Annotated in this window: 9 protein-coding genes and 1 rRNA gene (1 of these 10 running past the window's edge); 1 reads left to right on the top strand and 9 read right to left on the bottom strand. The window is 51.1% G+C overall.

Features of this window, described 5'->3' with window-relative positions:
- The 3 genes from NYE48_RS00050 to gyrA form a co-directional block, all read right to left on the bottom strand.
- Positions 1-321: ribosomal RNA gene (locus tag NYE48_RS00050) — 16S ribosomal RNA — on the bottom strand (it extends 1232 nt beyond the left edge of the window).
- A 466-nt stretch (positions 322-787) separates the two neighbouring features.
- Positions 788-1888 carry an HD-GYP domain-containing protein gene (locus NYE48_RS00045; protein ID WP_340996105.1) on the bottom strand — a complete coding sequence of 367 codons (1101 nt, stop codon included), beginning with the start codon at positions 1886-1888 and terminating at the stop codon, positions 788-790.
- A 223-nt stretch (positions 1889-2111) separates the two neighbouring features.
- Positions 2112-4670 (bottom strand): DNA gyrase subunit A, encoded by a 2559-nt coding sequence (gene gyrA / locus NYE48_RS00040; RefSeq protein WP_340996102.1) that lies wholly within the window; start codon positions 4668-4670, stop codon positions 2112-2114.
- A gap of 466 nt (positions 4671-5136) precedes the next feature.
- Between gyrA and NYE48_RS00035 the strand changes: the two genes are divergently transcribed.
- Positions 5137-5961, top strand: a complete 825-nt coding sequence (locus tag NYE48_RS00035; RefSeq protein ID WP_340996100.1) for a YheC/YheD family protein — start codon at positions 5137-5139, stop codon at positions 5959-5961.
- Between the two features lie 53 nt (positions 5962-6014).
- Here NYE48_RS00035 and gyrB read toward each other — a convergent pair whose 3' ends face one another.
- The 6 genes from gyrB to dnaA all read right to left on the bottom strand — a co-directional run bounded on the left by gyrB (position 6015) and on the right by dnaA (position 12500).
- Positions 6015-7928, bottom strand: coding sequence for a DNA topoisomerase (ATP-hydrolyzing) subunit B (gyrB, locus tag NYE48_RS00030; protein WP_036710784.1), 1914 nt, complete (start codon positions 7926-7928; stop codon positions 6015-6017).
- A 183-nt stretch (positions 7929-8111) separates the two neighbouring features.
- Positions 8112-8363 carry an extracellular matrix regulator RemB gene (remB, locus tag NYE48_RS00025; protein WP_036710781.1) on the bottom strand — a complete coding sequence of 84 codons (252 nt, stop codon included), beginning with the start codon at positions 8361-8363 and terminating at the stop codon, positions 8112-8114.
- A 12-nt stretch (positions 8364-8375) separates the two neighbouring features.
- Positions 8376-9488: a DNA replication/repair protein RecF gene (recF, locus tag NYE48_RS00020; protein ID WP_212951993.1), complete on the bottom strand. Its 1113-nt coding sequence runs from the start codon at positions 9486-9488 to the stop codon at positions 8376-8378.
- Between the two features lie 65 nt (positions 9489-9553).
- Positions 9554-9772, bottom strand: a complete 219-nt coding sequence (gene yaaA, locus NYE48_RS00015; RefSeq protein ID WP_212951995.1) for a S4 domain-containing protein YaaA — start codon at positions 9770-9772, stop codon at positions 9554-9556.
- Between the two features lie 35 nt (positions 9773-9807).
- The gene (gene dnaN / locus NYE48_RS00010) at positions 9808-10950 is read right to left on the bottom strand and encodes a DNA polymerase III subunit beta (RefSeq protein ID WP_212951997.1); all 1143 of its coding nucleotides are present in this window, start codon (positions 10948-10950) and stop codon (positions 9808-9810) included.
- A gap of 203 nt (positions 10951-11153) precedes the next feature.
- Positions 11154-12500: a chromosomal replication initiator protein DnaA gene (gene dnaA, locus NYE48_RS00005; protein WP_212951998.1), complete on the bottom strand. Its 1347-nt coding sequence runs from the start codon at positions 12498-12500 to the stop codon at positions 11154-11156.

The following is a 12500-nucleotide window of genomic DNA, read 5'->3' as shown; positions in this document are numbered from 1 at the left end:
GGCCGTTCACCCTCTCAGGTCGGCTACGCATCGTCGCCTTGGTGAGCCGTTACCCCACCAACCAGCTAATGCGCCGCAGGCCCATCCGTAAGTGACAGATTGCTCCGTCTTTCATTACCGCTCCATGCGAAGCGATAAATTATCCGGTATTAGCTACCGTTTCCGGTAGTTATCCCGGTCTTACGGGCAGGTTGCCTACGTGTTACTCACCCGTCCGCCGCTAACCAAGAGCGATCCGAAGATCGCTAAGGTCCGCTCGACTTGCATGTATTAGGCACGCCGCCAGCGTTCGTCCTGAGCCAGGATCAAACTCTCCAAGAAAGGTCGAACTTCGTTCGACCGACGATTGAAAATGGGTCAAACTCGGCTGAGTCGATCATTTTCAATCCGCATCTTCGAAAGAGCTCTTAGCTCATTTTGAATCTGACGAGAAATAATGAATTTTTCGATTGAGCAAAGCCTAATCGGAAATTTCATTATATAAATTCTCATTGTTTGCTCCGCAAACCATCCAGCCATAGGCTTGAACAGGTTTGCTTCGCGTTTCGGTTTCGTTGCCGAAACCTTATATCTCACTCGTTGTTCAGTTTTCAAAGATCAAACATTTCGTTTTCGCCGCCGCCGTTGTGTTCAGCAGCAACTTTTATAATATATCATGTTTTGTTTCTTAATGCAAGCTTTTTTTGAAAGTTTGTTGAAAAACATTTTAAAAGCTGCATTCTATTTCATCATGTCTTTGTGAAGACAAGAATTAATATAACACAGCTTCGTTAAGTATGTCAACTATTTAATTTGAAGATAAAACTTCTTCAATGTACAATTGGGGTTTTTGCGCTAAATTAATAATTTCGCCGCCAATGGACACCATAGGACGCGTCGGTTGATTTCGGTCCGTAAACACGATTTCCCCGATTTGATGATTACTAAGCCGTACCTTTGTGCCGTTGTGGAACTCCGTCGCCTTTTGGATAAATATTCGGACGAGCGTCGGATCCAGCTTGCCGAATGCCTCGGAATGAATTTGCTCCAACACGATGTACGGCGACTGAGCCTTCCGGTAAATTCGGCGAAGAGTCATGGCATGGAAAATATCCGTGATCCCCACGATTTTGGCGTAGACATGGATTTTGCTGCCCTCAAGCCGAAGCGGATACCCCGTTCCATCGATTTTTTCGTGATGCTGAAGCGCCGCAAGCCTGACGCCTTCGTTGATGGCTTTGACGTTTTTTAGGATTTGGTAGCCGTATGCCGTATGCCTGCGCATCTCCTCCGCTTCCGCAACGGTCAGAGGACTGGGTTTATACAATATCGCCGGATCGATCTTGGCATTTCCGATATCATGGAAAAGGCCCGCAAACGCGGCCTGCATCCAATCCTTCTGCTGCAGCCCGCTCCATTTGGCAAGCAAATACGAAGAAAGTGCGCATAATATGCTGTTATGGAATATATAGTCATACTCATTCATCGTTCTTGGGACGAACGTCAACGGATTATATTCCTTGATATGTCCGATAGCCGCTTCGAGTTGGTTGCGAAGCTCATATATCGGCAGCCCCCCGGCAATAACGGATTGATGAGCGCTTTTCATCAACGAAATCAATTTTTCGTATTCCTCATAAAAAGAGGCCATTTTGGTCGGCAATGCCCGGTCGCCCACTGCACGCTCGTATGCGGCCGCGACCTGGCCCACAGCGTTTGAGAATCCGTTTTGGGGTTCCGTCTCCCCCATATCCACTTCGACCTGCGGCACCATAAAAGCACGCAAAATATCCAAATCGCGCGGGAGGAGAACCGTGCCTTTGCGCATCAGCAATCCGCCCAGCGGTGTATGTACATCTTTTTCTAGCTTGATACCAGGTTTCAATTCGGAAATAGATATGCTGGCCATAACGATGATTCCCTCGCTAACTTTTATCCATGGATAATGGCAATATACTCCATTATATTACGTATAGCAGGTCTGTACAATCTTTATTAACAGTTTATGAAACGACGATGTCCCCCTTTTTTGGCATAAATGAAAACAATGAGTTTTTTTATATCCAGATGGTTTGAACAAAAAAAGAGCACAGCTTCTGATCGCTCAAAAGCCATGCTCTTTCGATTATCGTTTACGCTTCATCGGAGGAATCGTCCGTGTCCGAATTCGCTTCCTCTTCTGCTCCATTCTCTGGCGCTTCCGCGTCGGACGAAGGATTCAGTCCGGTCTCCTCGGACTCAACGCCTTCTTCTCCTTCTTCCGGCTCCTCGCTCTTATCGACGCGGCATACCGTGGCAACGGTATCGTCCTCGCGGATGTTGATGAGCTTCACGCCCTGCGTATAACGGCCCATAATGGAAATGCCGTCGATGCTGGTGCGGATCAGGGTACCGCTCGACGTAATGATCATCAGATCCTCATCCGGTTTTACGACCTTGAGACCAACGACCGGACCGTTTTTCTCGGTCACGTTCAACGTCTTGATCCCCTTGCCGCCGCGGGTTTGCGAACGGTAATCGCTCAGAGGCGTCCGCTTGCCGTACCCCTTCGCCGTAACGATCAGCGTGTCCAGATCCTTGTCGACGACGTCCATGCCGATGACATGATCGTCGTCATCCAGCGTGATCCCTTTGACGCCGGTTGCGCTCCGGCCCATGGAACGAACGTCGTTTTCCGAGAACCGGATCGACATCCCCTGTGCCGTCGCCATGATGACTTCCTGCTGGCCGTCGGTTAATTTGACCTCGATCAGGGAATCATCTTCACGTAGGTTGATCGCGATCAAACCGCCTTTGCGGATATTGACGTAATCCTCAAGCGGCGTTTTTTTGACGATCCCGCTCCGCGTTACGAAGAACAGGTATTTGTCGTTTTCGAACTCTTCCACCGGAATGACGGCATTGATCGTCTCTCCCTGTTCGATCTGGATCAGGTTGATGATCGCCGTGCCCCGGGCGGTTCGGCTAAGCTCAGGAATCTCATACGCTTTAAGCCGGTACACCTTGCCCCGATCGGTAAAGAACATCAGGTAATGGTGGGAGTTGGTGACGAACAAATGCTCGACGAAATCCTCGTCCTTCGTATCCATCCCCACGACGCCGCGTCCGCCGCGTTTTTGGCTGCGGTACGTATTGGCCGGCAGCCGTTTGACGTAGCCGGTATGCGTAATGGTGATGACCACTTCCTCGCGCGGAATGAGATCCTCGTCCAAAATGCTCTCTTCGCCAATCGTAATTTCGGTACGGCGCTCATCGGCGAAACGCTCTTTGATTTCGATCAGCTCGTTGCTGATGATTTCCAGCACCAAATGCTGGTTGGCCAAAATTTCTTTATATTCGGCAATCTTAACCATCAGTTCCTGGTATTCATTTTCTATTTTCTCGCGTTCCAGTCCGGTCAGGCGCTGCAAACGCATCTCGAGAATCGCTTGCGTCTGCTCGTTGCTCAGTCCGAAGCGTTCGATCAAACGATCGCGGGCGATATCGGTCGTTTGCGAGGAACGGATAATCGAGATGACTTCGTCCAAATGATCCAAAGCGACGCGCAAACCTTCGAGAATATGGGCGCGCGCTTCGGCTTTTTTCAAATCGTATTCCGTCCGCCGGCGAATAACCTCGACCTGATGCTCCAGGTAGTAGTTCAAAACGTCCCTTAAGCTCAGCACTTTCGGTTCGTTTTTGACGATCGCCAGCATATTGATGCCGAACGTGGACTGCATCGCCGTATGCTTGTACAAATTGTTCAGCATAACGCTCGGGTTCACGTCACGGCGAAGTTCGACGACGACCCGCATACCGTTACGGTCGGATTCGTCCCGCAGGTCGGTAATGCCGTCCAGTCTTTTTTCGCGCACGAGTTCCGCGATTTTTTCGACCAGACGGGCCTTGTTGACCTGGTACGGAAGCTCGGTAACGATAATCCGCGCCTTGCCGTTGTTCTCTTCGATCTCGGCTTTGGCACGCATCGTGACGGAGCCGCGGCCGGTTTCGTAAGCCTGGCGGATGCCATGGCGTCCGAGGACATAACCGGCGGTCGGGAAATCCGGCCCCTTAATATATTCCATCAATTCCAGTGAAGTAATGTCGGGATTTTTGATCAGGGCAAGCACCCCGTCAATGACCTCGCCGAGATTATGCGGCGGAATATTCGTCGCCATCCCGACGGCGATACCCGAAACGCCATTCACCAAAAGGTTCGGATACCGCGCAGGCAGCACGACGGGCTCCAGCTCTTCACCGTCATAGTTTTCCGTAAAATCAATGGTTTCTTTGTTAATGTCGCGCAGCATCTCCTGGGCGATCTTCGAAAGCCGTGCTTCGGTATAACGCATCGCGGCCGGAGCGTCTCCGTCGATGGAGCCAAAGTTGCCGTGCCCTTCGACAAGCATATAGCGCATCGAAAAATCCTGGGCCATGCGGACCATTGTCTCATAAGCAGGCGCGTCACCGTGCGGATGGTACTTACCGATGACCTCGCCGACGATTCTCGCCGATTTTTTAAACGGCTTATCCGGCGACAAGCCAAGCTCCGACATCGCATAGAGCACGCGCCGGTGTACCGGCTTGAGTCCATCGCGCACATCCGGCAAAGCCCGGCTCACAATGATGCTCATCGCATAGTCCATAAAGGACTCGCGCATTTCCACACCAATGTCCCGCTCCTTAATCTGGGGATTTTTTTCTTCCGCCATGGTGGACCTCCTCCATTTCCCTCAACAAACAAGCATACGGCCTATATAGAATCAACGAATCTTTTACTTCCATACGGGCATAAAACGGCAAGCCGCAATCCGCCGGCGAACGGGGAAAGCAGTACCGCTTCATGTGCCAAAATAGATAAAAACCACTAATCTTTATTATATTACTTTCACAAAAAGAGCACAATTAAACGTTTGGCCTTGTCTAGATGACCGGTCGCCCAACTTGCCTCTGTTCTGGGGATTCGCCCTACCCTCTTCCTGCCCGGGACATATACTGATAGGCAAAAGGATTTATGTTTCGGGAGTCTAAAATTTCAATTATCCATATCTTCATATTATACCATTCATTTGCTCCCTTGTCCTATGTTTTACGCATTCCATGAAGCATTTTACAATTCTCGACCGCCTTTGTTCCCCCTGCTTCCTACTACAACCTTCACGGAAAGGATGCGATGACTTGTCCATACAGCGTGTTTCGAGCAAATGGGCCAAAACCAAGGTGCTCATGCGGAATAAGCAAATTTCGGCCTATATTCCCCTTACGATGAAGTACTCGCAGGATGCGCTCAACGAAATGCTGCAAAACGAAATGATGGTATATATCAAGCCCGATGTCGGGACGTACGGCAACGGCGTGATGTGCGCCGAGCGTTTTACGGAAACCGAAGATTCCGAAGAAATCGAAAACGGGACATCCGCCCCCGAACGATACAGGCTTCATTACGGTACCAGCATTGAGGAGTTCGACTCTTTAAACGATCTTCACCGTGCCGTACGCAACCAGACCGGCAAAAAGATTTATCTTATCCAGCACGGCATTGCCAAACTTAAACACAAGGACCGTTCTTTCGACCTCAGGGTCTTGACGCAAAAAACGCCTCATGGCACCTGGGAGTCGACAGGCGTAATTGCTCGGGTGGCGGCCAAAAACAAAGTCATCACCAACTACCACAGCGGCGGCTCGGCAAAACTTCTTCATGAGGTGCTTAGCGATCATGCTTCCCGGCAAGAAATCAACGCGCTTGAAAAACAGCTGTACGCCCTGGGCGAGGATACGGGGAAACAGCTGCAGAAGGAATACCCGCGATTAAAAGAGCTCGGTCTGGACATCGCCCTGGACAAAGACTTGTATCCATGGATTTTGGAGGTGAACACGCTCCCGGCTATTTTTCCGTTCAAAAAGTTCTTCAAGGACAAAAGCGTGTACCGCCGCATCGAGCGATATGCGATCGCTTATGGGCGCATTTCCGCTCCCAAGGGCCGACGCAAATCGAAGGCATAAGCAAAAATACGCAAAAAAAAGAAGGAGCCGCGCGGGCTCCTTCCTGTCTTGATTTAAATATCCAGGTTTTTGACGTGTTTGGCATGCTCGTGGATGAAGTCGCGGCGAGGTTCGACGTTATCCCCCATCAGGGTATCGAACAAAATATCCGCCTGCATCGCATCCTCGATCGTCACCTGCAGCATGGTGCGGCTATCAGGGTCCATCGTCGTTTCCCAAAGCTGTTCAGGGTTCATCTCGCCCAAACCTTTGTAACGCTGGATCGTATATTTCGCGTTTTCGCCGAAGGAAGCGATGATTTCGTCGCGCTCCTTCTCCGAATTGGCGTACCGAATCGTTTTGTTGCGCTCGATCTTGAACAATGGCGGCTGCGCGATGTACACGTACCCCGCTTCTAGCAGCTGCCGCATATACCGGTAGAAGAACGTCAGCAGCAGCGTACGGATGTGCGCTCCGTCGACGTCGGCATCGGTCATGATAATCAGCTTATGGTAACGAGCCTTCGAGATATCGAAGTCTTCATCGCCGATCCCCGTCCCCATGGCCGTAACCATGGCGCGAATCTCCATGTTGGACAAGATGCGGTCCAGTCTCGCTTTTTCCACGTTCAAAATTTTACCGCGAATCGGCAAAATCGCCTGGAAGTGCCGGTCACGGCCTTGTTTGGCCGAGCCGCCGGCGGAGTCGCCTTCGACGATGTACAGCTCGCAGATCGATGCGTCCTTGGAGGAGCAGTCGGCCAGCTTGCCCGGCAGCGCGCTGATTTCCAACGCACTTTTGCGGCGCGTCAGTTCGCGGGCTTTGCGGGCGGCTTCGCGGGCACGGGATGCCTGCAGCGCTTTTTCCAGGATCCGTTTGGATACGGCAGGGTTTTCGCCCAAAAACTCCTGCAGCTTCTCGGAAAACAGGGATTCCACGATGCCGCGCACTTCGCTGTTGCCCAGCTTGGTTTTGGTCTGGCCTTCGAACTGGGGCTCCGGAATCTTGACGGAAATGATGGCCGTCAGACCCTCGCGGACGTCGTCGCCGGTCAGGTTGCCGTTGCTGTCTTTAATCATGCCGCTTTTGCGGGCATAATCGTTGATGATCCGCGTCAGCGCGCTCTTAAAGCCGGATTCGTGCGTACCGCCTTCATGCGTGTTGATGTTATTCGCGAAAGAATAAATATTCTCCGTATAGCTATCGTTGTACTGCAGCGCGATTTCGACCTGGATCATGTCGCGCGCGCCTTCGACGTAAATCGGCTGCTCATGGAGCGGTTCCTTTTTCTCGTTCAAATATTTGACGTATTCGATAATCCCGCCCTCGTATTTGAAGTAGTTGGAAGCGCCCGTCCGTTCGTCCGTCAACGTCAGGGCAATGCCTTTGTTCAGGAAAGCCAGTTCTCTGATCCGGGTAAGCAGCGTGTTGTAGTCGTATTCCGTGGTCTCGGTGAAAATTTCCGGATCGGGCAGGAACGTTACCGTCGTACCGTGATCATCGGTGTCCCCGATGATTTTGATATCGTATTGAGGAACGCCGCGATGGTATTCCTGCTGATAGATATGGCCGTCACGCTTGACCTGCACGACCACTTTGGTCGACAGCGCGTTCACGACAGACACGCCCACGCCGTGCAAACCGCCGGAAACCTTGTATCCGCCGCCGCCGAATTTACCGCCTGCATGCAGAACGGTCATAACGACTTCAAGCGTGGATTTTTTCATCTTGGGATGTTCGCCGACCGGAATGCCCCGCCCGTTATCGACGACGGTAATGCTGTTATCCTTGTGAACGATGACCTCGATGTGATCGCATATGCCGGCCATCGCTTCGTCGATACTGTTGTCCACAACTTCCCATACGAGATGGTGAAGGCCTTTGGAGCTTGTGGACCCGATATACATACCTGGACGTTTGCGGACGGCTTCCAGACCCTCCAGAACCTGAATCTGACTCTCATCATATTGCGGTTGATTCATAGACATGCCTGTCACCTACTTCTATAAATTCTAAATCTGCTGTTGCGAGTACAACTGCATGGAAAAGGAATCTCCTGCTAGGGATATTGCAACATCGTAAATAAAAAATCGCGCTTTATCGCAGCAAAAACTCTCGTGCGAAACCGTCTTGCCGGATTCAGAGAGTTCAACCCATGATTTTCGTATATATTAAGCGTTGGCCACAAATACCTTCGCCCGTTTTTTGAGTGTCGACGAGGAAATCGGGGAATAATAAACCGTGCTCTTCGTGATCACGATCGACTTGGGCTCCTCTTCGCCGATGAACTCCACGTTTTTGTGCTCGCAGGCGTGACTGACAAACTGCTTGGATATTTTTGAGGATTTCTCGATCGAAACGTCGAAAATGGCGACCAATTCCGCGGAGCGGATAATTCTTTCGCCGCCCAGGTGAATATACATACTCCCAACTCCTTAAGAGCCAATCCGTCCGTCGTGGACGTGAAAAACGCTGGCCTTTTTCAGTTTATCGGTATTCAGGCTCTCGATCCCCGTCGCCGTGATAAAGGTTTGCACTTTGGTCTGAAAGGTTTCGATCAGCTGCGTCTGGCGGTAAGGATCCAGTTCGGACAACACGTCATCCAAAAGCAGGACGGGATATTCGCCGATCTCTTCATGGATCAGTTCGATTTCCGCCAGTTTCAGCGACAGTGCCGTAGTGCGCTGCTGCCCCTGGGATCCGTAGGTCTGCACTTCCTTGCCGTTGATATAAAAGGCCACATCGTCGCGATGAGGCCCGGCAAGCGTCATCCCGCGCCGAAGCTCCTGATCTTTCAGTTGTGATAATTTTAACATAAATTGTTCGAAAAGATAAGCTTCATCTTCCTCCGCCTCTTCGCCAAACGACGGAACATAGACAAGCTTGAGGTCCTCGCTGCCGTTCGTAATGCCGTGGTGGATGGACTCGGCCCATTTTTGCAGCTTTAAGATAAATTGTTTCCTCTTTTTGATGATTTTAACACCATGTTCGGCAAGCTGCTGGTCCCAGACCTCCAGAAGCCCCTGCTGCGGCTTGTCCTTGCCCCACATTTGCTTGAGCAGGTTGTTCCGCTGGTTCAGCACTTTCTGGTACTGCTGCAAATGGTATAAATACCCCGGTTGAACCTGTCCGATCTCCATGTCAAGAAAACGCCGGCGTACGCCTGGCGTTCCCTTTACGATTTCCAGGTCCTCGGGCGCAAACATGACGACGTTCAGCGATCCGATGAAATCGCTCAGTTTGCGCTGCTCCAGACCGTTGATTTTTGCTTTCTTCCCTTGCGGGGATAAATTCAAGTCGAGCGTCAGCTGTCCGTATTTCCGTTCCACCGCCGCGGAAACATGCGCGCTTTTTTCCTGGAAGGAGATGAGCTCGCGGTCTCTCGAGGTCCGGTGGCTTTTCGTTAAGGCCAGAACAAAAATAGCTTCAACCAAATTGGTCTTCCCCTGGGCGTTTTGCCCGATCAGCAGATTGACGTCGCTGAAGGAATCCAATCGGAGCTCTTCGTAGTTGCGGTAATGCTGCAGGCTGATGCTTTTTACAAACACGTATGCTTCCTCCCCATCTCCCGCCGAATCGACCCGCGCCGGAGCACGTCTTTATGAGGAGTATATCAGGACTCCCTGGATACGGTAAACTCGCCGCAATCCTCTACGCTCACCCGATCGCCCGGATACAGCTTGCGCCCCCGGCGTTCCTCAGGCTCTCCATTCACAAGCACATGGCCTTCCGCAAGAAGGGCTTTCGCCATCCCGCCTGTGGATATGCAATCGGCCAGCTTCAAAAATTGATCCAGCTTGATATATTCACTGTGGATAAATATTTTTTTCATCGCAAACGCCCTTCCTGTTGATAACTTTGGCTGCTTTAGTTCGTTGTCCGGTAAGGCAAAATGACGTAAGAGCTTTGGCTGTCATCCAACGGCTTGAGGATAATCGGGCTCATCATGCCGGTAAAGGCGATCATCAGCTGTTCGCTTTCCACGATTTTCAGCACGTCGAGCATATATTTGGAGTTAAAGGAGATGCGCAGCGGCTCGCCTTTGAAGTCGATGACATCCAGTTCTTCGCGCACTTTCCCGAGCTCGGACGAGCTGGACGAAATTTCGATCCCGCCGTTTTCCATCGTCTGCAGGCGAACGATGTTCGTTTTTTCCTCGCGGGACAACAAATAAGCGCGGTCGATCGACTCGCTCAATTTTTTGGTGTCCAAAATCAGTTCTGTTTTGTAGGTTGTCGGAATAATTCTAGTAGTATCCGGGTAAATGCCATCCAGAATACGGGAATAGAACAGGACGCGGTCCAGCTTGAACAGCACCTGGTTGTCGGCCACGACGATATCGATCAGCGTGTTTTGGTCCGGAATGATTTTGCTCAGCTCGTTCAGCGTTTTGCCGGCAATGACGACATTGCTGAACTTCACGTCATCCGCTCCCTCCAGGTGGGCCGAACGCGTGGCAAGGCGGTGGCGGTCCGTCGCCGTAAATTTCAGGTCGTTATGGTCCAGGTTCCAAAGGACGCCGGTCAAAATCGGAGTCGTCTCCTGCGTGGAGATGGCAAACACCGTCTGGCGGATCATGTTTTTCAGCAGCGCTCCCGGGAGGGAAATCGTCTGGTTGCCTTCGATGTCAGGCAGCACCGGGAATTCCTCCGGATCCAGCCCGACCATTTGAATTTCCGTCGAACCGGAAGAAATGAAGGTCTGGAATTGCTCTTTGACCTCCATTTGGATTTCTTGGGAAGGCAGCTTTTTGATGATTTCCACGAAAAACTTGGCAGGCAAAACGACGCTGCCGATTCTCTCCACCTGCACGATCGTCCGGTCGGCATCTTCGGCTGGAATAAACGATTGAATGGAAATGTCCGTATCGCTGGCGGTCAGCGTCACCCCTTGGTAGGTCACGTCCAGCTTGATGCCTCCGAGAATCGGAATGGTAGTGCGGCTGGAAATCGCTTTGGATACATGCTGAATGGATTCGTTAAGGACGTTTTTGAGAATGCTGATTTTCATCTTTTCACTCCTAGCAGGAAATTTCGGCTGGCAGAGGCAGCATGATGTCCGTTCCTCTTTTGCGCAGCTTTTATGGTTATATTTTTTATATTTAAAACATAGTAATAGCAGTAGGGGCGCTGAATATGTGGATAAGCCCACGAAACCTCAACAAATTAAGCCTATCCACATGTGTATAGATTGTGCATAGGCTTTGAACTTGTTCAGGTCGGATTTTTGATTTTTTCTGTAATGTTATTGATCACTTTAAACAGATCCTGGTCGGTTTTCAGCGACTGGGATATTTTTTCGTGCGCATGGATCACCGTCGTATGGTCCCGGCCTCCGAAAGCTTCCCCGATTTTGGGCAGGGAAAAATCCGTCAGCTCGCGCGAGAGATACATGGCGATCTGGCGAGGGAAGGCGACGGCTTTGGTTCGTTTGCGCGCCTTAAAGTCTTCCAGCTTCAAATTGTAGTATTCCCCGACTTTCTGCTGGATGTCCTGGATGGTGATCATCTTCGGACGGCTGGAAGGGATGATGTCCTTCAGCGCTTCGGCAGCCAGGTGCGTGGTGACGTCCTGATTGGTGAGCGACGAATAGGCGACGACCCGGATAAGGGCGCCCTCGAGCTCCCGGATGTTCGTGTCGATCTGGTTGGCGATGTACATCATCGCTTCGTTCGGGATGTCGAGATTTTCGGCCTTCGCTTTTTTGCGCAAAATGGCGATCCGCGTTTCCAAGTCCGGCGGCTGAATGTCGGTGATGAGTCCCCATTCGAAACGGGAACGCAGCCGGTCTTCCAGCGTCGGAATTTCCTTCGGCGGCCTGTCGCTGGAGATGATGATTTGCTTCTGTTCCTCATGCAGCGCGTTAAATGTATGGAAAAATTCCTCCTGAGTCGATTCTTTCCCAGCCAGGAATTGAATGTCGTCAATCAGCAAAATGTCTACGTTGCGATATTTGTTGCGAAAGCTTTCCGCCCGGTTGTCCCGGATGGAGTTGATGAATTCATTCGTGAATTTCTCCGAGGAAATGTACACGACGCGGCTTGCAGGGTTATGTTCCAGAATGTAATGGCCGATCGCATGCATCAAGTGCGTTTTTCCCAGCCCGACCCCTCCGTACAAAAACAAAGGGTTGTATGCTTTGGCCGGCGCCTCGGCGACGGCGAGCGATGCCGCATGGGCGAACCGGTTCCCGGATCCGATCACGAACGTATCGAAGGTGTATTTCGGATTCAGCATATGGGTGAATGCTTCTTCTTGGGTCACCTGAGGCATTGGAGCGGGCTGCTGGGGAACGACTTCTGCAGGCTTGTTCTCTTCGATGACGAATTTCACGTCAACCTGTTTGCCAAGCACTTCATAGATCGTCGAGCTGACGAGCTTGGTATAGCGGCTTTCCAACCATTCAACAGCAAAGGTCGTAGGCGCGGAAATGACAATGGAGTGGTCATTCATTTGGATCGCTTTTGTTGCTTTAAACCAGGTGTCGAAGCTCGGCTTGCTTAGTTTGGTATGAATAATAGATAGGATTTGCTGCCATAATTCGGAAGTATGGCTGTCCAC

Origin of the sequence: Paenibacillus sp. FSL M7-1455 (assembly GCF_038004655.1) — a bacterium.
Taxonomy (GTDB): domain Bacteria; phylum Bacillota; class Bacilli; order Paenibacillales; family Paenibacillaceae; genus Paenibacillus_AQ; species Paenibacillus_AQ cookii.
The sequence above is the reverse complement of the archived record's forward strand: the minus strand, read 5'-3'. Positions and strand labels throughout refer to the sequence as shown.

Excerpts from the sequence above, each read along its gene's own strand:
- NYE48_RS00045 (WP_340996105.1), bottom strand. The coding sequence starts at position 1,888 with ATGGCCAGCATATCTATTTCCGAATTGAAACCTGGTATCAAGCTAGAA.
- gyrA (WP_340996102.1), bottom strand. The coding sequence starts at position 4,670 with ATGGCGGAAGAAAAAAATCCCCAGATTAAGGAGCGGGACATTGGTGTG.
- gyrB (WP_036710784.1), bottom strand. The coding sequence starts at position 7,928 with ATGTCTATGAATCAACCGCAATATGATGAGAGTCAGATTCAGGTTCTG.
- remB (WP_036710781.1), bottom strand. The coding sequence starts at position 8,363 with ATGTATATTCACCTGGGCGGCGAAAGAATTATCCGCTCCGCGGAATTG.
- yaaA (WP_212951995.1), bottom strand. The coding sequence starts at position 9,772 with ATGAAAAAAATATTTATCCACAGTGAATATATCAAGCTGGATCAATTT.
- dnaN (WP_212951997.1), bottom strand. The coding sequence starts at position 10,950 with ATGAAAATCAGCATTCTCAAAAACGTCCTTAACGAATCCATTCAGCAT.